A 21,368-nucleotide genomic window follows, 5' to 3' on the forward strand; every position below is an offset into this window, starting at 1 on the left:
GCGGGATGGTGAATATTTTGGTTAGAAGGGCGGTTCGTCGGAACCGGGGTTGCTGCCCCATCCGCCGTTGTTTCCTCCGGCAGGAGCACCCCAGGGATCGGCTGCAGGCGCATTCCAGTTGCCACCGCCGGATCCGCCGGCGTTGCCGCCACCGAAACCAGGGTTGCCGCCGGCGTTGCCGCCACCGAACCCGCCAGCGTTGCCGCCGGCATTTCCGCCGCCGAAGCCTCCGCCGCCACCGCCGGAGCGCTGGGTGCGGGTGACCTTGGCAGATGCGTACCGCAGCGACGGGCCGATTTCATCGACCTCTAGCTCGGTAACGGTACGCTTTTCGCCTTCTTTTGTTTCGTATGAACGCGACTTGAGGCGACCCTGGGCAACGACTCGCATGCCCTTGGTCAACGTCTCAGCGACGTTTTCGGCAGCCTCGCGCCACACCGATGCACGGAGGAACAGCGTGTCGCCGTCCTTCCACTCATTGGACTGGCGGTCGAAGGTCCGCGGGGTCGAAGCAATGGTGAAGTTCGCCACTGCCGACCCGGACGGGGTGAAACGTAGTTCTGGGTCACCGGTGAGATTACCGATAACCGTAATGACGGTCTCGCCTGCCATGGAAGCCTCCTACTGTTCTGTTCTTACAAGGGAACGACGCAGATTACTCTGCGACGACCTTCTGCTCTTCCGGACGGGTGATCTTGGTGCGCAGGATGGTCTCATTGAGGCTCAGCTGGCGATCAAGTTCCGCGGAAGTAGCGGGGGTAGCGGTGAAGTTAACCACTACGTAGATGGCTTCCGACTTCTTCTGAATGTCGTAGGCCAGGCGGCGACGGCCCCAGATGTCAACGTTTTCGATGGTTCCACCATCGTTACGGACAACGTCCAGGAACTTGCCGATGGTCGGTTCAACGGTGCGTTCGTCGACCTCGGGGTCGAGGAGCACCATCAATTCATATGCGCGCATGTGAACCCACCTCCTTTGGGCTAAACGGTCGCGGTAGTTCCGCAACAGGAGGTTCTTTGCGATGGCTGTCCCGGCACGCCCGGATGTGGGCACGACAGAAACAGCCTTGTTCATCCTAACGGATTCCGGGTCCGCCCGGGACCGTCGGGGCCCGATCGCGTGCAGAATCACACCCACCGCACCCACCCCGGGTGATTATTGTGAGATCCGCCGGCCCGCATGACGCCGCGCGGCACCACCCTCGAATGCACGAAAACGAAACATGTGCTGCGGCAAGGCCCTACGCTGGGAATCATGCACGCAGCAGCACTCCCCCGGGCCCTAGGCAGAGCCCTTCTTCCTCGCCACCCGGCCCAGGCCATAGCCCTGGGCTTCGGTACGGCGATCTTGCTCGGGACGACGCTGCTGATGCTGCCGATTTCCAAGGTGGGACCCGGGGGCGCCGATTTCCTGTCAGCGCTTTTCACCGCGACCTCTGCGGTGTGCGTCACCGGGCTGGCGGTCGTCGACACGGCCACCTACTGGACGCCGTTCGGCCAGGTAGCAATCCTGTTGATGATCCAGCTGGGTGGATTCGGCATCATGTCCTTCGCCTCGCTGCTGGCCGTGCTGATGGCCCGCCGGCTGGGGCTGAAGTCCCGAATCTCTGCGGCCACGGAGACCAAGAGCCGCGGTTTCGGTGACGTCCGCTCCGTGTTGCTCGGGGTACTGAAGACCACCATCGTGGTTGAACTCATCGTTGCAGCGCTGCTGGCGCTTCGTTTCGGCTTCGGCTATGGATCCTCACCCTGGCATGCCCTCTGGCAGGGGGTCTTCCACTCGGTGTCCGCCTTCAACAACGCCGGCTTCGCGCTCTTCAGCGACAATCTGATGGGTTTTGTCGGAGATCCGTGGATCTGCCTGCCCATTGCCGCCGCCATCATCGTCGGCGGACTGGGCTTCCCGGTGCTCTTCGAACTGCACCGCCAATACCGCAAGCCGCTGCACTGGACGATGAACACCAAGCTGGTGCTCTCCGGTACCGCGATCCTGCTCACCACGGGGACAGCATTCATCACGGCGCTGGAGTGGGACAACCCCGGGACGCTAGGCCGGCTGTCATCGGCTGACAAGCTGCTGGCCGGGTTCTTCCAGTCGGTGATGACCCGCACCGCTGGCTTCAACTCCGTCGATCTGAGTCAGATGGACCCGGCTACCTGGCTCGGCATGGACATTCTGATGTTCATCGGCGGCGGGCCAGCTGGAACCGCGGGCGGATTGAAGATCACCACGTTCGCCGTGCTGTTCTTCATCCTGCTCACCGAGATCCGGGGCGGTACCGCTGTCAATGTCTTTGGTAAGCGCCTCTCCCGGTCGGTACACCGCCAGGCGATCACCATCGTGTTGCTGGCCGTCGCATTGGTCGTGGGTTCGACGATGACGCTGATGCTGATCACCGATTTCAGCTTCGATGCCCTGCTCTTCGAGACCATCTCTGCCTTTGCGACGGTGGGGCTCTCCACCGGAATCACCGCCGCACTGCCTCCAGCCGGCCAGCTGCTGTTGGTCCTGCTGATGTTTGTCGGGCGGTTGGGGCCGGTCACGCTGGCTTCCGCACTGGCCCTGCGTTCACGTCAACTGCTCTATGAATTCCCGAAAGAGAGGCCACTCATTGGCTAGGCATCCGCTGTTTTCACCCAAATCCATTGAACGCATCACCGAGGCAGACTCGGTGGTGGTGCTCGGCCTCGGCCGCTTCGGCGGTGCCCTGGCGCTGGAGTTGGTCGCTGCCGGCACCGAGGTGCTGGGCATCGACCTCGACGAGGACATCGTGCAGTCGTATAACGGCCGACTCACCCACGTGGTGCGGGCCGATTCCACTCGCGAGGAGGTGCTGCGCCAGCTTTCGGTGCACGAGTTCGACCGAGCCGTCGTGGGCATCGGCAGCGACCTGGAGGCCAGCATCCTGACCACCTCGCTGCTGCTGCGTTTCAAACGCCCGACCATCTGGGCCAAGGCAGTCTCCGAGGCACATGGGCAGATCCTCGAACAGCTCGGCGTCGAGCACGTGATCAGCCCCGAGCAGGACATGGGGCGCAGGGTGGCCCACCTGGTCCGCGGGGCGATGCTGGACTACGTCGAATTCGAGGACGGATTCGCGATGGTCAAGACGCGGCCGCCACGTGAGGCCCTGGGCCAACCGCTGGGCGCCACCGGGATCCGGTCGCGGCACCACATCACGGTTGTCGCGGTCAAGCGCCGCAGCGGCGAGTGGGACTACACCACGCCGCAGACTGTGCTGAACGCGGACGATGAGATTATCGTCGCCGGTGCCACTGCAGCCGCCGAGCGGTTCGCTACATTGCTGTAGCGGGCGCTCCGCTCAAGCGGCGTAGAAGGCCGCTGCCACCTTCGCCAGGCGTAGCGGGTCCTCGACGCCACACAGCTCGCGGGCCGAATGCATGGAAAGCAGGGCGATGCCGATGTCGGCGGTCCTGATGCCCAGCCGGGTGGCCGTCAGCGGTCCGATTGTCGAACCGCACGGCATCTGGTTGTTGGAGACGAACTCCTGGTAGGGCACCGCGGCCGTGGCACAGAGGCCGGCGAAGAACGCGGCACCCACCCCGTCGGTGGCGTAGCGTTGGTTCGCATTGATCTTCAGCAGTGGGCCGGCCCCCAGCAGCGGGCGGTTGGCCGGGTCGTGGCGTCCCGGATAGTTCGGATGCACCGAATGCCCGGCATCCGCCGACAGGCAGAAGGAATCCGCGTAGGCGCGTGCCCGATCCTCGGTGCCCGCGTCGAGCCCGGCTCCGATGCGTTCGAGCACCTCGGCCAGGAACGGGCCGCAAGCCCCGGAGCGCGAGGCCGAACCAATTTCCTCGTGGTCGAAGGCCGCCAGCATGGCGATGTGCTCTCCGGCACCGGTTCCGGCGTGGTCGATCAGCGCCGTCAGCGAGGCGTGCATCGAGGAGAGGTTGTCCAATCGGCCGCAGGCGAAGAACTCGCCGTCGGCGCCGAAGACGACACCCGGCTGGGCATCTGCGATGACCACGTCGTAGCCGCCGATGGCCTCCGGATCCGTCCCTGCCTCGGCCGCCAGCACGCCGAGCAGGTCCGCCTGCCCCGGATCTCCGATGCCCCAGACCGGGTTCATGTGCGTCTGCTTGTCCAGCGCCAACCCCTCGTTGACGCCTCGGTCCAGATGGATGGCCAGTTGCGGGAAGCGCAGCAGCGGGGCCGTGCGGGTCAGCACCGTAGTGCCGTCGAGCAGTGCCAGCCTGCCCGCGAGCAGCAGCTCGCGGTCCAGCCAGGAATTCAGCAGCGGGCCGCCGTAAACCTCGACGCCGGCCTGCAGCCAGCCATGCGCGCCGGTGGTCGGCTTGGGCTTGAGCTTGAAGGAAGGCGAATCGGTGTGCGAGCCCAGCACGTGGAAACCCGTGGTGGCGGTGGCGGATTCCGGCCGGCACCAGGCGATGATCGCACCGTCGCGCACCACGTAGTAGTTGCCGCATTCCCGGGGCCAGGGCGCCGATTCGTCGAGCCCGGTGAATCCCGCCGCATCCAGCCGGCGGGCGGCCTCGGCCGCCGCGTGGAAGCTGGAGGGAGACTCGGCGACAAAGGCCGCCAGGTCGTTGACGTGTCCAAGTGCAGCTGCTGCTGGCTGGGCCATATGTGTTTTCCCCTTGGTGCTGCTGGGTGGGTGGACCGGAACCGGGACTAGAGCCGTTGGCGTCGCACCGCGATGACCATGGCAACCAGTCCCAGCACGATGCTAGCCCAACCGGCGATGCCCCAAGCCAGGACGGTCACCGCATAGGCCCCGCCGACCAGGAGTACCACGGCCGCCAGGAACCAGGGGCTGCGCAGGAATTCAATGTTCACGGGTGCTCCCTAGTAGTCCAGGCCCTGGCTGGGGATGACCAGCCCCGTCTCGTAGGCGTAGACGACGGCTTGGACCCGGTCGCGCAGGTGCAGCTTGGTCAGGATCCGGCGCACGTGGGTTTTCACTGTTGCCTCGGAGAGGAAGAAGCGGTGCGCGATTTCGGCGTTGGACAGGCCCTCGGAGATGGTTCCGAGCACCTCGAGTTCGCGCGGGGTGAGGTCCTCGAGCAGGGGATCGCGTTTCGGCGGCGCCACGTGTCCCGCGCTGCCGTCTGCGCCTTTGCGCACATACGTTTCCAGCAGCCGGGCCGTGACGCGCGGGGCGACCACGGCATCGCCGCTGGCCACCAGCCGGACGGCATTGACCAGTTCCTCGGGTGCGACGTCCTTGAGCAGGAACGCCGAGGCACCGGCGCGCAGCGCGGAGAACGCGTATTCGTCCAGGTCGAAGGTGGTCAGGATGATGATCCGGGCGGCGGATCCGGAATCGACGATCAGGCCGGTGGCCTCGATGCCGTCCATGACGGGCATGCGCACGTCCATCAGCACCACGTCGGGCTTCAGTTCCCCGGCCAGGCGAACGGCTTCGGCCCCGTCTGAGGCTTCGCCGAGGATGCGAAGGTCGGATTCACCCTCCAGGATCAGCCGGAAGCCCATGCGCAGCAGGGGCTGGTCATCGACCAACAGCACCCCGATGGTGCCGTCGCTGCTCGGTAGTTCGGGCGCGATGCCCCGGTCCTCAGACTTCATGGCTGCCTTCGTTAGGTGGTGCGGGGGTGGTGCCGGGTGAATGTTCGGGGAACGGCAGGATCGCGTGGACGATCCAGCCGCCGTGCGGGCCCGGGCCTGCGTAGAGCGAGCCGCCGAAAAGCGCGGCCCGTTCGGCCATGCCGCGCACTCCCTGGCCCGAGCCGATGGTTTCATTGCGGGTTCCGGCCTGGGCCCCGTTATCGGTGATGCGCAGCCGGGCAGTGCCGTCGTCGACCTCGATCTCGACGCCGACCCGGGTCGCGGAACGGGAGTAGCGCAGCACGTTGGTGAGCGATTCCTGCACGATCCGGTAGACGGTCAGCTGGAACGTGGTGTCCTCCGGCAGCTGCGGACCGGTCTGGGTGAAGGTGAGCGGGAGCCCGGCGACGCGGAATCCCTCGAGCATGTCCTGCAGCGACCCGGCAGCGGGCTGCGGGGACCGCAGGCCGGCATCACCGGCGCGCAACACCCCAATGACCCGGCGCATGTCGGCCAGCGCGCCGCGACCGGTGGAGGAGAGCTCGCGCAGCACCTGGCCGGCGCGCTCCGGATCGCGCTTGATGACCACCGCAGCGCCATCGGACAGGGCGATCATCACCGAGAGCGAATGCGCCACCACATCGTGCATTTCCCGCGCGATGCGGTTGCGCTCCCCGGCCTGGGCCAGCATCTGCGCACGGGCGGCCCAGTTCGCCAGCTCGGCATCGTGCAGCCTGTTGTTGCGGATCGCCGCGCCGATGCCCACCGCCACGATGTTCATCAGCATGGTCAGCCCGACGGCGATCAGGAAGACGACGTTTCTGCCGCCGAACTCGGTGATCGAGCGCAGTTCCGCGGCGCTGTCGGCGAGCAGCGTGGGGAAGACGAATACGGCGAAGACCAGGGTCTGCACCGCCGAGATCAGCACCGTCATGATGAACATGCGCCGGGCGGCATACTTGGTCGCCGCCGTGTAGAGCGCTATCCACAGCCCGATGTTGTTCCCGGAATAGGCCGGGTCGAAGACGGTGGCCACGGCGTCGATCACGAAAACGGCGACCAGCACGCTCAGCGGGAAGCGCCGACGCAGGAACAGCGCGGCGCCGAGCAAGCCGATCAGCACCACCGCCGACCAGGCCCCGCGCTCGGCGGCCGCCACCAGTTCGAAGCTGCTGGCCAGCAGGAAGCCGGCCACTACGCCCAGGTCCAGCAGCAGCGGGTGCCGGCGCAGGAACCGCCGGTAGGGACCGATCCGTGATTCGGAGAGCTCGGCGAAGGAGGCGCCGGGGACTTCCGATGCCTCCTGCGTCCGGATCTTGTTCATGACCTTGAGCTTAGTGCGCTTCGATGGTGTCGGCTCAGATGTCGCGGCGCTGCAGCACCAGCGCGGCAACGGCCAGCGGAATGATCGCCCAGCCCGCCACGGCGGTCGCCGCCTGCCAGGTCTCCATGCCGTTACCCATCATGGCCGGGGTGGTCAGGTTCGAGATGGCGCTCGTGGGCAGGTAGTTGCCCAACTTGTTGACCCAATACAGCGGGATGGCCATGGCAATCGAGGGCACCACGAAGACGATACCCACCATCGACATGATGCCGCCGGCCGAGTTGCGCAGCAGCGAACCCAGCGAGAACCCGATGGATGCCACCATCGAGACGCCCAGGGCGCCGATCCAGAGCGAGCGCACGAAGACCGGGTTGGCCAGCGACTGCTCCATCCCGGCGCCGGACAGGATCGGTCCGATCGCCAGGTAGGCGAGCAGCGTCGCCACGACCGACACCACGAAGGAGACGGCCATGATCAGCAGGGCCTTGGTCCAGAACACCGGCTGGCGCCGGGGTACCGCGGTGAACGTTGATCGGGCCGAACCGGTGGCGAACTCGGAGCTGATCATCATGACCGCCAGTGCACCCATGACCAGCGTGGCCATGCTGACCCCGGCCCCGGCGATGGATCCGACCATCTCCTCCATTCCGGCCGAACCACCCATCTGGGCGGCCATTTCCGGATTCCCGGACACCATGTCCTGGGTCATGCCCACGCCGACGGCGACCAGCATCGCGATGCCGACGATCACCACCACCGAGGACAGGATCAGGATCAGGGTCGAGCGCAGCGAGGTGAGCTTGATCCATTCGCCATGCAGCACGCCGGCCAGGGAAACCCCTGCGGTACCCGCCGACGGTGTTGCGTGCCGCGCATCCTTGCGTGAAACGGGGGTCATCGCACTCATCTCAGATCTGCTTTCCGGGCATGGCGCCCTGTGCCGCGGGAGCCTGCAGGCTCGAGTGGTATTCCACTTCGTCCTTGGTCAGGTCCATGTAGGCCTGTTCCAATGACTGCTGGGTGGGTGTCAGTCCGTAGACCAGGATCCGCGCATCGAGAGCGCGGGCCGCGATGGTGCGCGAATCGACGCCGGCCACCTGCAGCGTGAACTCATCGACGCGGGTGATCTGGACGTGGTCGGCGGCGAGCGCGTTCATCAGCTCGACTGCCGAATCGGTGCGCACCAGTGCCCCGGAGGTGCCCTGCCCGTTGAGGATCGCCTCGATCGGGGCATCGGCGATGATCCGGCCGCGGCCGATCACAATCAGGTGGTCCGCCGTCAGCGACATTTCGCTCATCAGGTGCGAGGAGAGGAAGACCGTCTTGCCCTGCGCCGCCTGGCTGCGGGCCAGGTTTCGTACCCAGAGCACGCCCTCGGGATCCAACCCGTTGACCGGTTCGTCGAGGATCAGCGTCTGCGGATCACCCAACAGCGCTGCGGCAATGCCCAGGCGCTGGCCCATGCCGAGCGAGAACCCGCCCACACGCTTCCTGGCCACGGCACCCAGGCCGGTCAGTTCGATGACCTCGTCGACCCGCTTCAGCGGGATCGAGTGGGTGGCTGCCAGTGCGCGCAGGTGCGAGCGGGCGCTGCGTGACTTGTGCACCGACTTGGCATCGAGCAGTGCGCCGACCTCGCGCAGCGGTGCCGCATGCCGGGCGAAGGGGCGCCCATTGACGGTGACCCTTCCGGCGCTGGGACGGTCGAGGCCCACGATCATGCGCATCGTGGTGGATTTCCCGGCGCCGTTGGGGCCGAGGAACCCGGTCACGCGACCGGGTTGGACGGTGAAGGAGACGGAATCCACCGCGCGCTTGCGGCCATAGTTCTTGGCCAGTTCCTGTGCTTCGATCATGAGTTCAACGCTACAGATCCGGGCCGCTTTCGACGCCGCCCGCAGGGATGATTTCGCGCCTCCGGCCCGTCCCCCTTCCGGAGGAGGGGCCACCTCCCCGGGGGGCCACGCGGCTCCGGGTTGGGTAGAATTGGCACAGGAACCCGCAGACTCAGGATAGTAGGAAAGTGGCAGCTTGTTGCACCCCCGCCCGTGGGCCTTCGGGTGCCCCCTCCGGCGCTGTCCCCCCAGTCCTCCCCGGCTCCGGCGCCCACCACGAACAGGTGCTCATCGGCCCCGGTTCCTTCCTGATGGGCGACGCGTTCAATGAGGGATATGCCTCGGACGGCGAACTACCGGTACACCGGGTGGGGCTGGACGCCTTCTCCATCGATGCCACGGCGGTCACCAACACCCAGTTCGCCCGGTTCATCGATGCCACCGGATACCGGACCGAGGCGCAGGTCTATGGTTCCTCGGCCGTTTTCCACCTGCTGGTGAACGCCCCGGCCAGGGACGTGCTCGGCCCGGTCCCCGGCGCCGGATGGTGGATCACCGTCAGGGGTGCCGACTGGGCCCACCCCTTCGGGGCCAATTCCGCCGCCGCCGAACTGCCCGATCACCCGGTGGTCCACGTTTCCCACAACGATGCGCTGGCGTATTGCGCCTGGTCCGGGCGCCTGCTGCCGACCGAGGCCCAGTGGGAATACGCTGCCCGCGGCGGGCTGGAATCCGCCCGTTACGCCTGGGGCGATGAGCTGCTGGGCCCAGGCGGCGAACACCGGGCAAACATCTGGCAGGGCACCTTCCCCACCATCAATACGACGGCCGACGGGTTCCTGGGTACCGCACCGGTGCGCAGCTTCGCCGCCAACGGCTACGGGCTCTACGAAATGGCCGGGAATGTGTGGGAATGGTGCGGGGATTGGTTCCTGCCCCGCTACTACGCCCGTTCCGGTCCCGACAACCCTCCAGGCCCACCGTTTGGCACCGGCCGGGTCATGCGCGGCGGTTCATACCTCTGCCACGACTCGTACTGCAACCGCTACCGGGTGGCCGCCCGCAGCTCGAACACGCCGGACTCATCCTCCGGAAACTGCGGCTTCCGCACCGTGGCGGCGTAGTCCCGCCAGGGCTCAGGAAGCGGCGGCGGTTCCCGGGGCCAGCAGCCGTTGCAAGGCGACGCCGTCGGGCACGCCCAGGCCCGTGCACGCATCCCATCCCGGCGCGGCCTTGTAGGAGCCGTTGTCACCGACGGTAATGTCCCTCAAGCCCACCGCGGGAGCATCCGGCGCATTCGGATAGAGCACCGGCTGCAACAGTCCGAACCCGCTGGCCCTCTCCCCGCAGAGCAGCACCACCAGGGCTGCCCACAAGGGCGCGACGGCGCTGGTGCCGCCGAAGACCAGGTCGGCGCCGTCCACCCGCACCCGGTAACCGGTCTGCGGGTCCGCAACCGCTGCCACGTCGGGCACGCCGCGCCCCCGCGGCAGCGCCGGTGCGGTGGAACCCGCCTTCACGAGGACGTGTTGTTGCCAGGCGGGCAGCGCGAACACGTCACTGACCCCGCCGCCGGTGGCCGAGCTGGCAGAGTCGTTCCAGACGGTTTCGCTCGATACCACGCCGGTGGCCGGATCCGCCTCGAGCCGGGTTCCCCCGCACGCCAACACGTGGGGACTGGATGCGGGGAAGTCGACGTGGTTGCGCCCGTCCTGTTCAGCATCGGCGCTTCCGTTATCCCCCGCGGCCACGGTGACGGTGATCCCCAGCATGGCGGCGTCAATGAAGGCATCGTCCATCGCGGTGCGGGCCTGCTCGGTCCATTGGTCCTCGCTCTGTCCCCAGCTGATGCTCATGGCCGCCGGGGGCGGTGAGGCATGGGTGGCCGCCGCGATGGCGTCGAGGAATCCGGCATCGGTATTCGGGGCGAAATAGACGGCCATGGCTGCGGCTGGTGCCAGCGACCCGGCCACCTCGATGTCCAGCAGCACCTCGCCATCTGCGCCCTGCGGGTCACCGCCGGGCACGTTCACCGCTCCGTCGATTCCGACGGCCGTGACCACGGGGCCGGTGATGCCCAGCGACGTGAAATAGGCATCCAGGTCCGCCTGTTCGAATCCCCCGCCCAGTTCGATGATGGCAAGGCCTTGGCCCTTCCCCCCTTCAGCCGCAGGGAAGCCGTAGATGGCGCCCAGCTCCAGGGGCGTGTAGCTGGTGTTTTCAGCGCCGGCGTGGGCTACGTAAAAGGGGGCGCGGGCCGATGGCCGGTCATCCAGGCCAAGCACCGCTGTGATGACCGAGTCCAGTTCCGCCGGCACGCTCAGCCCGCCGGTACGGTGGCGATGGGTGGTGGTTGTGTGATCGGGCCCGAGGCTGGAGACCCGCTCCAGCTGCGTCCCGAAGATGGTGCACAGCAGTTCAACCGTGCCCGACACACGCAGCCGGCGGGAGGCAGCATCGGTTTCACTGACCACGGCGCCCAGCGCCGTCAGCGTGGAGGTGGCCAGCTCGATGTCGGCAGTCGATGCCCCATGCTCCGTCCGTCCGCCGACCCCGGCGAAGGCAGCCGAAAGTGCGTCTCCAGGCACCGGTTCGGCGCGGCGCAGCACCACGGTGACAGTGATTTCCTGCCCGTACAGCTCCGACTGGCGGGCATCGGGAAGCCGCAGTGCCCGCGGGGCCGGTTCCCGGTGGCTGCCGGGCAGCGGCACCAGTTCCGGGCCGGTACGTTCCCCGGCATGGCGCCCGTGGTGCGGGTCCGCCGGCGTTTGGTTGTTCCGGTTCGTGCCTGATTCATCGATGGGCATGGAAAACACCTTCTCCCTACGGCCGATGCTACGACCGTTTCCGTGCACCAACAATGCTTTGCTCCCAACCACTGGTTTCCCTTGCCCGGCGCAACGTCGGACAGCGGTGGGCTGCACCCCGCCCTTCTCGGAGTCCCCACCGGTGGCACCGGGCGGTGTTTGTTCCAGCGGGGCGGTTCCGCGGTGCTTGGTGGCCGGTGGATGGACCGGGGCATCCGGGCCCAAGAGCGTCTGTAGGAGGCTGTAACCCAGCGGCGCGGCAAACAAGGACAAGGCCGTGCAGCCCATCAACCCCGCCGGCCTGCACGGCGTTGGCCCCGTGGACCATCAGGCCAGGTGGCCCACGGCGGCCAGGTTTTTGGATTCAGCTCAGGGCCCCCTCCCCCAGCCCGGCGTCACGCGCTCTGGCAATCGCCTTGGACCGCGAATTGACTTGGAGTTTCGTGAAGATGAGCGATACAACGTTACGTACCGTCTTTTCACTCAAGCCCTGGGCCCGGGCTATCTCCGCATTGTCCCGGCCCCGGGCCATGTCACCGAGCACGAGGCGTTCACGCGGCGTCAGCCCGGGGAAGGCCAACGGCTTCAAGGCGGCGGCACCGACGTAAAAGGCCCTTAATCGACCAGTGATTTCCGCGGAAAACAAAGCCTCCCCGTGGGCCACCGAACGTACAGCGCGCTCTACCGTATCAGCGTCGGCCCCCTTCAACAGGTAGCCGATGGCACCGGAGCGCAAGGCCGTCATCACCCACTGGTCATCGTCGAACATCGTCAAGATGCAGATCCGCAACCCGGGGTCGATGTCCAATAGGCGAGCAGTCAGCTCGGCACCGTTGCCGTCTGGCAGCTGAAGGTCCACCAGCACCACATCTGCTCCGGATCCCGGAATCAGCTCCAGCGCCTGAGCGGCGGTGGCCGCCTCGGCCACGAGCAAGAAACCCGCGGCATCCAGGATCGCCGACAGGCCCTTCCTGAACGTCGGGTGGTCCTCCACCATCGCCACCTTGATCACCGGTGCAGCGCTCATCGGACCACCCAGGGTTCGGGAGCGGCCGGGGCCGCCGGAAGCACCACGGTGACCCGGGTACCGCCCGTGGGCACCGCCACCAGCTCCCAGCTCCCACCAAGTTCAGTGGCCCGTTCACACATAGAATCCAGGCCGAGCCCGGAGTGGGCGACGACGCCTCCCCGCGGCCCGATCCCGTCGTCCTCGATGTGTACCACCAGCTCCGCTGCGCGGTATTCAAGTGTCACGCCGGCAGTGCGTGCACCGGCATGCTTGATCACATTAGTCAGGGCCTCCTGGGCAATCCGGTAGGCAGCGACCTCGGTCGCAGCCGGCAGCGGCCGTGGTTCCCCGGTCTCGGCCACACTCACTTCCAGCCCGGTCGCGGGGTGCAGCCGGGAAATCGCGGCCACCAGCCCCAGGTCATCTAGGGCTGGTGGCCGCAGCCCCTGGACTAGGCTCCTGATATCGGCCACCGCCCTGCTCAGGTCGACCGAGGCCCCGGCGAGCAGTTCTGCGGCACGGGCCGGACGGGTATCGGCAGTCTTTTGGGCCGCGGCCACCGACAACGTCACCCCGGCAATCAAGGGGCCCAGCCCGTCATGCAGGTCCCTGCGCAACCTCCGCCGCTCCTCCTCCCGGGCGGTCAGCACCTCGCGGCGCGATCGGTGCAGGTCGGCTGTCAGCATGGCCTCGTGGGTGATCAACGCAAGCACCGGTTCCAAATGTCCAATGAGCCGCAGATCCGCCGGATGCACTGCAGCTGCCCCGCGACGCGGCGGTAACTGCAGCCGCGCAATCGGCATGCCTCGCCAGTACAGCTCGACGGCAACCGTCGAGCTCGCCGGGGCCGGTCCCGTGGCGCCCTCTGGCACGATGGCCAGGCCCGGGGAGTGGAGGGCTTCGGCCAGAAGCCGGCCCACCACTTCCAAGGCGCGGCTTCCGTCACCCGCCCCGGCGGCAGCCGCTGAAAGTCCGGCGCCCAGACGTCGGTGTTCGGGTCGGCCTAGGGCAAAAACCCGTTCCACGCGGTGCCCGATCCCCCGGCGCAACGGATCGAACACGCTCGCTACGACCAGCGCGGCCACGAAGGCAGCCGCCACTTGCCCGTCAGCGGCCCCGAACAGGACCCCGACCCCGACCACCGAAAGCACATAGGCGGCCCAGAGCAGACCGAACAGGACAAGGCCCACGATGGCTCGGGTAACCAGGACCGGAATGTCGAAGAGCGAACGCTGCAAGACCGCCCACAGGATCGCGGCGAGGTATCCGGTCGCAGCCAGCGGCGCCACCCACCAGGGGCCAGCGGCGCCCGCTGCCAGCAGCAGGATCCCAGCCAGCGAAACCACCCCGAGCTTCCGCCTCAACCCGGTATCTGCGCCATGCCAGCGGGCCACGATGCTCGCCACCGAGCCGAGGCTGACCATGGCCAGCAAGAGGGCCAGCGGCGCATCGAAGTATTCGAGGGCTGGCCATGGCATGGCCCGGGCCCACCAGGGATTGGGAAGCTGCGGATAAGCAGGGGAATGGGGGCCGGCCATCAACAACGCAGTGAGCAACACCGTGGCGCCCAGCGAACCGCGCCACCACCAGGACCAGAACCGGCCAGGCAGCGGGCGGCCATCGGGGAAGACCTGGGGTAGCAGGCCGAGCCCCAACATCGTGAACGGCGCCCATGACCAGCCGTTGACCCACGCGCTCCACGGTGCCCAACCAGCCGGTTCGGGACGGGCCACCCCGAGGCCGGTAAGCATTCCTGACACCAGGAAGACCCCGGCGAAGAAGCCGCTGGCCAGCATCAGCCAGCCCACCCGGTTGCCCTGGGCATGGGAGACCAGCAGCAGCCCCAACGGGGCGCCGAAAAGCGCGATCGCTGTTTCCACGCCCGTCTGCTGCCAGGTGCCCTCGGACAAGGAGAGGATCCCGGCCGCCACTGCGCATGCGGACAGCAGCCCGGCCAACACCTTCAGGAGTCCGGACATCATCGCCAGCCCTCCGCCCCTTCAGCTTCCAGTGCCCCGGTCTGATGACCCTAGCCCAGCTCCCCGGCATCCGCCCAGCATTCCTCCCCGGTTTTCAACACCGCCCACGCAGTTCCACCGGCAAAGGCCAGGAACAGGACGTGCCAGTCGATGAAGGGCAGCGGCGGCAACACGAAGTCGGCGATCAGGAACGCCAGCAGGGACAGCGTGGCCCACAGCGGAATGATGCGCGAGCGGAGGAAGGCGACGGCGCTGAGGATGATTCCCAGTGGGTTCACGATCATGAACAACGCGAATACGCCCAGGAACACCCATGAGCCGGACTGCCCGTTGATGGCCGCCAAGACCGGGGCAGGGATCTCCGGCGATGACTCGGCGGCCACCGAGTACAGCACCAGCACCGAGGCGGTCATCACGAAGAAGGCCCCCAGCCCCACGATGCTCGCACCCCAAGCGACGCGGGAAAGCACCGGGGCCCGGCGGCTGGCCAACCGCAGCAGGCCCCCGAAACCCAGCAGCATCAGGGGAATCGCCAGCAGGTTCAACGACGTGGCCACCAGGCCCAAGCCAGGGTTCTCGACGAGGGCCACGCTCCGCTCTCCACCCGCGGCATCGAGCCAGAACTGGATCAGCACCGAGGCCAGCAAATTCAGGACCCCGCCTATGATCAGGGCGGTAGCGGTTCCCCTCTTGGTGAAGAAGCGCAGGGCAGACCAATCCGCCTGCGGGCGGATGATGGAGGGCGCGGGACTGCTTTCGGGGATCATCGGTTCGTCTCCTGTTCTCGCTGGCCCGGATGATTCCGGGCCCGTGGAACCCCAGTGTGGGCGCGGAGGTGTCCCGCCCGGCAGGGGCAGGCGTCCCTCGGACCCGGGAAGAAAGTGCGCACTCCGGCACCGCATGATGCCCGCCTACTCGAATGGAATCGATCCGTGGCGTCCCAGCGATGTACGGGTTCGTGCCTACGCTGCCAACGCCCAGAGGTCCCACGGCGGTGAAACCGGGCCGGTCAATGACCCCGCGGGCCGAACAGCCGGGCAAGCCAGCCGCGCCGTGCCGGGGTTGGCGCGGCGGCCGCCGGATCGGGTGCCGCCACCGCACTGCGCTCCGTGCGACGGTCCCGCCAGGCCGTGATTTCCGCATCGATGCCGCGCAGCCTGGTGATCACCGGCGGTCCCCCGGCCAGCTGGCGGCGGGCCTCGATGATGCGGGAATTGAAGTCGGTGAGGATCTCGCGGACCCGCGCCTCGGACCCCTCGGCATCGAGCAGCTCGTCCAGCTCGGCGTCCTCCTTGCGCAACATCAGCGCCGGCGGACCGATTCCGCTGACCTGTTCGCGTTGCAGCATCCCCTTGATCCACCAGTCGGGATCGGAGTTGGTACCGAGTCCGGGGATCGGTTTACCGGCATAGGCCAAGTTGTCGAAGTCCCCGCGAGCCATCGCCGCGTCAATGGCCGAATTAGCCACTTCCCAGACCTCGTCCGTTTCGTGGAAGCGCGTCGGGGCGGTGTCTGCGTCGGCCTCGGGTTCCCCGAAGCGGCGGCCGGTGGACTGCGCGTATTCGTCCACCGGCACCGGATCGGCCGCTTCCTGCCGGGAGTCGCGGTAGCGCGCCGCTTCCAATGCATGGTCCCTAGCCCGTGCTGGATCGCTATGTCGTCCCATGGTGCCGCCTGCCTTCCGTCGACCGAGCGCTGATGTCTTAACGGTAGCCATGCAGGCAGGGTGCGGACAACGAAACGGGCCACCCGCAGCTAGCCGATTCCCGCCGCATGCAGGCACAAGGCGATTTGCACCCGGTTGTCGGCGGGCAGCTTCTCCAGGATCCGGCCGATATGCGTCTTGACGGTGGAGAGGCTGATGAAATGCAGTGCCGCAATCTCCGCGTTGGTCATCCCTTCGGAGATGGCCCGGGCGATCTCGGACTCCCGTTCGGTGAGCCTGGCGATCCGTTGGCGCGCCTCGGCCTGACCGGGATCCGGGGCCCTGCGGGTGAGGGCATCGATGAGCTGCCGGGTCACCGAGGGGGACAGCATCGGCCGGCCGGACGCCACCTGGTGGACGGCTGCGACCAGCTCGGCCGGTGGCGTGTCCTTGAGCAGGAATCCCGCGGCACCGCTCGTCAGTGCCCGTATCACCATGTCATCGGCGTCGAAAGTGGTCAGCATCAGGATCCTGAGCCCCGGATCGCGTTCGAGCAGGACTTTGCAGGTCTCGAGCCCGTCGAGCACCGGCATCCGGATATCCATCAGCACCACATCGGGTGCCGTGGCGCTGACGGCATCCAGCGCCTGCCGTCCGTCGCCGCATTCACCGACGATGCTGATTCCCGGGTCGCCCTCGAGGATCAGCCTCAATCCGACGCGGACGAGCGTTTCATCGTCGACCAGCAGCACCCGTACCGGGGATTTCAGTTCTTCCATGGCAGCCAGGCCTCCAGCACGAATCGATCGTCGGCATCGGGGCCGGCTTCCAGTTTCCCGCCAGCGAGTTCGGCCCGTTCGGCGAGTCCTTCCAGGCCCAGGCCGGAGGGCGGTGCCATGCTCCTCCGCCCGGCGACTTCCGATCCCGCGGCCGATACCAACGGGTTTTCCACACGCACCGTGACGCGTCCGACCGGACGAACGCCGAGCGTCACCGACACCGGCGCTCCGGGGGCATGGCGCCGGGCATTGGTCAGGGCCTCCTGGATGATCCGGTAGAGGTGTCGGCCGGTGGCTTCGGGCAGCAGCACCGGATCCGCTTCCAGCTCGACAGGCAGCGACAGTCCCACCACGGTTCCGGCCCCCCGGTTCTCATCGAGCAACCGCCCGAGGTCGGCCAGCGAGGGTTGCGGCAGCGACACCTCGACGGCGGAGCCGATGGATTCGGTGCGCAGCAGGCCCAGCACCTCGCGCAGTTCACCCAGCGCCAGATGCGCGTTCTCCCGGATCACCCCGGCGGCATCCCTGGTCCGGCCGGGCCCCAGATCGCTGCGGTACTCGAGCGCACCGGCGTGCAGCGCCACCAGGGAGAGGCGGTGGGCCAGCACGTCGTGCATTTCCCGGGCGATGCGGGTCCGCTCGTTGGCGCGTGCGGCATCCAGCTGGGCCCGCTGTTCGCGCAGCGAACCGGCCGCTTGTTCACGCAGCGTGACCAGCAATTGCCGGCGGCCACCGAGGTACAGGCCGATGAGGATCAGGACTCCGGTGCCCACCATCATGATCACCAGCATCAGCCACCAGGGGTCCTGCGAACCGGGGAACACGATCTGCTCCGCGGTGAGCGCCGATGCAACGAAGACGGCCGAGACAACACCGATTTCCCCGACCCGGCGCCGGGTCGCCAGCGAAATCACCGCCATCATCGCAAGTCCGGCCCCGAGTGCGGAGAATCCGGACATTGCACCGATGGCCAGGCTCACGGGCATCGGGAAACGGTGGCGCAGGGGGTACAGGACCAGAAGGAACACCCCGAACAGCATGTCCAGTGCGATCCAGCCCCCGGTGCTCCCGCCGGCTCCCAGCTCCGGTTCCACCCCATGGGCCAGGGCAAAGGCCGTCATCCCCACGGACAGCGCCAGGACCAGGCGCCAGGCACCTCCCCAGAGACGGCGCGGAAGGGCCGCCGCGGGAGTCGTTGCTGGTTCAGTGCTCATTTATCCCATGTTATCGAGCCGGTGCTCCTACCGGCATCGGCCGAAAGAACCAGATGGCACCGTCCCGACGGCGGCAAAAGATGATCCGGAAGATCGATGCCCGGGGCGCCGTACTGTTGAAGAATTGATCCATGAGCACTGAAAACGGGTTCCCGGCACCGGCCGGACCGCCGCCCGAATTGAACGGCGGACAGCCCGCGACACCGGCCCCCTGGCAGGTTCCCGGCTACCAGCAGCCCCCGGCCTACCACCAGGCACCACCGGCGCCGCCGAGGACCAGGAATCCGGCTGGACCGCTGCCCTACCACCGATTGGGCCGCGCCTGGGCGGGATACCGCTGGTACAAACCGCTGCTGGTGGGCTTGATCGCCGTCGGCCTGTATGTGGGAGCCCTGTTCCTGCTGACGCTGGCCGGGTTCTTCGCCGCCCTGCTCAACCCGGTTTTCGCCGGGCAGCTGGCCGGACTCGATGACGCCCTGTTGAACATGGACATGACGAATCCACTGGTTTTCGTCCTGTCCCTGGGCACGATCATCCTGATGCTGCCGGCGATCCTGCTGGCCACGCGCATCCTCGGGGCCCGGCCCACGGGCCTGCTCTCCTCCGTCGCCGGAAGGCTGCGCTGGGGCTGGCTGGGCTGCTGCCTGGCCATGGCCCTGGGCGTGATGGCCGTGAGCTACACCATCAGCTTCATCATCGGCACGATCCAGGGCGAGCCCTTCGCACCGGAGTTCGGGTCGGGCCGGATGTGGCTGATGATCGGGCTCACCCTGCTGCTCGTGCCGGTCCAGGCCGCGGCAGAGGAGTACGTGTTCCGCGGCTACCTGATGCAGTGCATCGGCGGCTGGCTGCGCCACCCGGCCTTCGCCATCGCGCTGCCGATCCCACTGTTCGTGTTCGGCCACGACTACGATCTCTATGGACAACTCGACGTGGGCCTCTTCGCGCTGGCGGCGGGCTGGATTTCCTGGCGGACCGGAGGGCTGGAGGCGGCCCTCGGGCTGCACATCGTGAACAATGTGGTGATCTTCGGACTCGGCGCAGTGGCGCTGGCCGATGTGAATGCCAAGGCGGGCAGCCTGCCCTCGCTGATCGCCTCCGCACTCACCATGGGCGCCTATGTGTGGGTCGTGGTGCACGTCGCGACACGCCGCAAGATCGCCCGCCTACGCGAGCCGGAACCCGGGAAACTGCGGCCGGCTCCGTGGCAGCGGCCGGCCGTCAGCGGATAAGCCGCAGCGCCCGGGCCCGGTCGATGGCCGCGGTACGGTTATCGACGGCGAGCTTGGAGTAGATGTGGATCAGGTGTGTCTTGACCGTTGATTCGGAGATGAACAGCTCCCGGGCGATCTCCTTGTTGCTCATCCCGCGGGCCAGCAGCGCCAGCAGTTCGAGTTCGCGCGGGCTCAGCTCCGCCGCATCGCGCTCCCCCGGTGCCATGCGTGCCGCTACACCGGCAGCGAGCACCTGCTTGCCATCGGCCGCAGCCCGCACCGCGGCGACGAGTTCAGCCAGCGGGGCGTCCTTGAGCAGGTAGCCCGCCGCTCCCGCCTCGAGCGCCGCCCTGATGTCGGCATCCGAATCATAGGTGGTCAGGATGAGCACCGGCGGCCCGCCGGCGGCGGTGATCCGGGCAGTGGCCTGGACCCCGTCCATGCCTTCCATCTGCAGGTCCATCAGCACCACGTCGACGCGTTCGCCCAGGGTCCGCAGCCGGGCGAGCTGGGCGATGGCATCGGCCCCGTCGGAGGCCTCGGCCAGCACCAGCAGCCCGCCCTGTTCGGTCAAGACGGCACGCAAGCCGGCCCGGACCACGGGATGGTCATCGACCAACAGGACCTGCAAGCTATCCATGGGGAACTCCTTCGGTGGCGGGCAGCGGGATTCGCACGGCAATGACCGTTCCCTCGCCGGGGGTCGATTCAATCTCCAGTGTTCCCTCGAACGGAGCCAGGCGTTCACGCAGGCCGGCCAGGCCGTAGCCGGTCCCGTCGGCGCGCGGACCCCGCGGCAGCGCGGCTGTGTCGAGTCCGATGCCGTCGTCGAACACGTCGAGGGTGACGGCATCGGGCAGGTAGCCCAGGCTGAGCACGGCGCGGGAGGCTCCTGCGTGGGAGGCGATATTGGCCAGGCCGGACTGGGCTGCACGCAGCAGTGCCTCGGCAACCGGCTCGGGAAGCCCGCGCGCCGTTCCGTCCTGCGCGAAGCTGCATTCGAGTTCACCGCCCGCTGCACGCACATTGCGTTCCGTCGCGGCGCACAGCCGCTCGAGCGCCGCGGCCAGCGAGCCCTCCTGGGCCGCATCGCCCGAGAGCCCGCGCACGAATCCGCGGGCCTCGGCGAGGTTCTCGGCGGCTGTCTGCCCGATGGTTTCCAGCCGCTGCGCCGCCAGGTCGGTGTTTCCAGATTCCAGTGCGGCGCTGGCGGCACGGGAGACCAGCACGATGCTGGAGAGCCCCTGGGCGAGCGTGTCATGGATTTCCCGGGCCAACCGGGCGCGTTCGGAAAGGGTTCCGGCCCGGCGTTCCTGCTCGGCGAGCGCCGCACGCGTCTCGCGCAGCTCTGCCAGAGCCAGGCGCTGGTTCACGCCCTCCTGGTAGAGCGCCCGGTAGGCCATGCCCATGATCACGGCGAAGACCGCGCCGAGCGCCGGGCCCAGCACCTGGGCCAGACTGAGCGAACCCGAGTGGTACCAGCCGCCGGCGATGTCGACCGCGGTCAGCAGCACCACGGCGAACAGCGCATGGCGCAGGCCCAGGATGTGCAAATGCAGGAAGAAGAGCGGGAATGCGAGCCAGGCGAAACCGGAGCTGAGGTAGAGCAGGATGACCCAGAGGACCACCACCCCGCCGAGCCACCAGATGGCCCAGCGGCCCGGATGGGCGGCCAGGCCCGCGGCATGGCGTTTCTCGCGCAGCGTTCCGGCCAGATAGAGCGCTGCCAGCAGTCCGCTGAGCACCACCACGGTGACCCGCCGGACCGCCGATTCCCCGGAGCCGAGGACCCCGAGCAGCCCAATGCCCAACAGCACGGCGAAGCTCACGTGGAGTCCGACGCGCAGGACCCGCAGCACCATGGCGCCGGCGGTCCCGGGAGCGGGCAACGAATCCGGCATCTTACGCGGCCGGGACACGGAGGTAGTCACACCACCCAGCCTAGTTCGGGCACGGTAGCGGGGGAATCAACCAAAGGGTTGAATTCTCTGCCGCTGCGGGCCGGGGAAAG

Annotated in this window: 21 protein-coding genes; 4 read left to right on the plus strand and 17 right to left on the minus strand. The window is 67.6% G+C overall.

The window, feature by feature from the left end; genetic code table 11:
• Window positions 1-21: 21 nt before the first annotated feature.
• Both E9229_RS05165 and rpsF read right to left on the minus strand, forming a co-directional pair.
• Window positions 22-612: a single-stranded DNA-binding protein gene (locus E9229_RS05165; protein WP_183510202.1), complete on the minus strand. Its 591-nt coding sequence runs from the start codon at window positions 610-612 to the stop codon at window positions 22-24.
• Window positions 613-655: 43 nt separating this feature from the next.
• Window positions 656-961, minus strand: coding sequence for a 30S ribosomal protein S6 (gene rpsF, locus E9229_RS05170; protein WP_183510203.1), 306 nt, complete (start codon window positions 959-961; stop codon window positions 656-658).
• A 294-nt stretch (window positions 962-1,255) separates the two neighbouring features.
• Between rpsF and E9229_RS05175 the strand changes: the two genes are divergently transcribed.
• Window positions 1,256-2,620 carry a TrkH family potassium uptake protein gene (locus E9229_RS05175; RefSeq protein ID WP_183510204.1) on the plus strand — a complete coding sequence of 455 codons (1,365 nt, stop codon included), beginning with the start codon at window positions 1,256-1,258 and terminating at the stop codon, window positions 2,618-2,620.
• Entirely contained in the window at window positions 2,613-3,311 is a 699-nt protein-coding gene (locus E9229_RS05180) for a potassium channel family protein (protein WP_246380364.1), read from the plus strand. Before E9229_RS05175 ends, E9229_RS05180 begins: the two co-directional genes overlap by 8 nt.
• A 12-nt stretch (window positions 3,312-3,323) precedes the next feature.
• Here E9229_RS05180 and E9229_RS05185 read toward each other — a convergent pair whose 3' ends face one another.
• From E9229_RS05185 to E9229_RS05210, 6 genes are read right to left on the minus strand one after another with little or no spacing between them, the layout of a single operon-like run.
• Window positions 3,324-4,610, minus strand: coding sequence for a M18 family aminopeptidase (locus E9229_RS05185; RefSeq protein WP_183510206.1), 1,287 nt, complete (start codon window positions 4,608-4,610; stop codon window positions 3,324-3,326).
• Window positions 4,611-4,657: 47 nt separating this feature from the next.
• Window positions 4,658-4,822: a hypothetical protein gene (locus tag E9229_RS05190; RefSeq protein WP_183510207.1), complete on the minus strand. Its 165-nt coding sequence runs from the start codon at window positions 4,820-4,822 to the stop codon at window positions 4,658-4,660.
• Between the two features lie 9 nt (window positions 4,823-4,831).
• Window positions 4,832-5,572: a response regulator gene (locus tag E9229_RS05195; RefSeq protein ID WP_183510208.1), complete on the minus strand. Its 741-nt coding sequence runs from the start codon at window positions 5,570-5,572 to the stop codon at window positions 4,832-4,834.
• Window positions 5,562-6,875, minus strand: a complete 1,314-nt coding sequence (locus E9229_RS05200; protein WP_183510209.1) for a sensor histidine kinase — start codon at window positions 6,873-6,875, stop codon at window positions 5,562-5,564. Before E9229_RS05200 ends, E9229_RS05195 begins: the two co-directional genes overlap by 11 nt.
• A gap of 34 nt (window positions 6,876-6,909) precedes the next feature.
• On the minus strand, window positions 6,910-7,782 hold the full coding sequence (locus E9229_RS05205; protein ID WP_183510210.1) for an ABC transporter permease subunit: 873 nt from the start codon (window positions 7,780-7,782) through the stop codon (window positions 6,910-6,912).
• A gap of 1 nt (window position 7,783) precedes the next feature.
• Complete coding sequence (locus E9229_RS05210; RefSeq protein ID WP_183510212.1) at window positions 7,784-8,731, minus strand: ABC transporter ATP-binding protein; 948 nt, start codon at window positions 8,729-8,731, stop codon at window positions 7,784-7,786.
• A gap of 167 nt (window positions 8,732-8,898) precedes the next feature.
• On the opposite strand from E9229_RS05210, the gene E9229_RS05215 reads away from it, so the two are divergent.
• Window positions 8,899-9,834 (plus strand): formylglycine-generating enzyme family protein, encoded by a 936-nt coding sequence (locus E9229_RS05215; RefSeq protein ID WP_183510213.1) that lies wholly within the window; start codon window positions 8,899-8,901, stop codon window positions 9,832-9,834.
• Window positions 9,835-9,846: 12 nt separating this feature from the next.
• Here the strand turns inward: E9229_RS05215 and E9229_RS05220 are convergent, their stop codons facing one another.
• The 7 genes from E9229_RS05220 to E9229_RS05250 form a co-directional block, all read right to left on the minus strand.
• Entirely contained in the window at window positions 9,847-11,517 is a 1,671-nt protein-coding gene (locus E9229_RS05220) for a S53 family peptidase (RefSeq protein ID WP_221184381.1), read from the minus strand.
• A 364-nt stretch (window positions 11,518-11,881) separates the two neighbouring features.
• Window positions 11,882-12,544, minus strand: coding sequence for a response regulator transcription factor (locus tag E9229_RS05225; RefSeq protein ID WP_183510214.1), 663 nt, complete (start codon window positions 12,542-12,544; stop codon window positions 11,882-11,884).
• Entirely contained in the window at window positions 12,541-14,508 is a 1,968-nt protein-coding gene (locus E9229_RS05230; RefSeq protein ID WP_183510215.1) for a sensor histidine kinase, read from the minus strand. The genes E9229_RS05225 and E9229_RS05230 overlap by 4 nt, the downstream gene beginning before the upstream one ends.
• A 47-nt stretch (window positions 14,509-14,555) precedes the next feature.
• The gene (locus E9229_RS05235; protein ID WP_183510216.1) at window positions 14,556-15,272 is read right to left on the minus strand and encodes a hypothetical protein; all 717 of its coding nucleotides are present in this window, start codon (window positions 15,270-15,272) and stop codon (window positions 14,556-14,558) included.
• 242 nt (window positions 15,273-15,514) lie between these two features.
• Window positions 15,515-16,171, minus strand: a complete 657-nt coding sequence (locus E9229_RS05240) for a DnaJ family domain-containing protein (protein WP_183510217.1) — start codon at window positions 16,169-16,171, stop codon at window positions 15,515-15,517.
• Between the two features lie 89 nt (window positions 16,172-16,260).
• Window positions 16,261-16,929: a response regulator gene (locus E9229_RS05245; protein ID WP_183510218.1), complete on the minus strand. Its 669-nt coding sequence runs from the start codon at window positions 16,927-16,929 to the stop codon at window positions 16,261-16,263.
• Window positions 16,917-18,143 carry a sensor histidine kinase gene (locus E9229_RS05250; protein ID WP_183510219.1) on the minus strand — a complete coding sequence of 409 codons (1,227 nt, stop codon included), beginning with the start codon at window positions 18,141-18,143 and terminating at the stop codon, window positions 16,917-16,919. The genes E9229_RS05245 and E9229_RS05250 overlap by 13 nt, the downstream gene beginning before the upstream one ends.
• A 131-nt stretch (window positions 18,144-18,274) precedes the next feature.
• Here E9229_RS05250 and E9229_RS05255 point away from each other — a divergent pair, with 131 nt between their 5' ends.
• A complete protein-coding gene (locus E9229_RS05255) occupies window positions 18,275-19,375 on the plus strand; it encodes a CPBP family intramembrane glutamic endopeptidase (protein WP_183510220.1) in 1,101 nt (366 codons plus the stop codon).
• Here E9229_RS05255 and E9229_RS05260 read toward each other — a convergent pair.
• Entirely contained in the window at window positions 19,365-19,997 is a 633-nt protein-coding gene (locus tag E9229_RS05260) for a response regulator (RefSeq protein WP_183510221.1), read from the minus strand. The two genes, E9229_RS05255 and E9229_RS05260, sit on opposite strands and share 11 nt — an antisense overlap.
• Window positions 19,990-21,288 carry a sensor histidine kinase gene (locus tag E9229_RS05265; protein ID WP_312855604.1) on the minus strand — a complete coding sequence of 433 codons (1,299 nt, stop codon included), beginning with the start codon at window positions 21,286-21,288 and terminating at the stop codon, window positions 19,990-19,992. The genes E9229_RS05260 and E9229_RS05265 overlap by 8 nt, the downstream gene beginning before the upstream one ends.
• Between the last annotated feature and the right edge of the window lie 80 nt (window positions 21,289-21,368).

The sequence above is a fragment of the Paeniglutamicibacter cryotolerans genome, assembly GCF_014190875.1.
GTDB classification, from domain to species: domain Bacteria; phylum Actinomycetota; class Actinomycetes; order Actinomycetales; family Micrococcaceae; genus Paeniglutamicibacter; species Paeniglutamicibacter cryotolerans.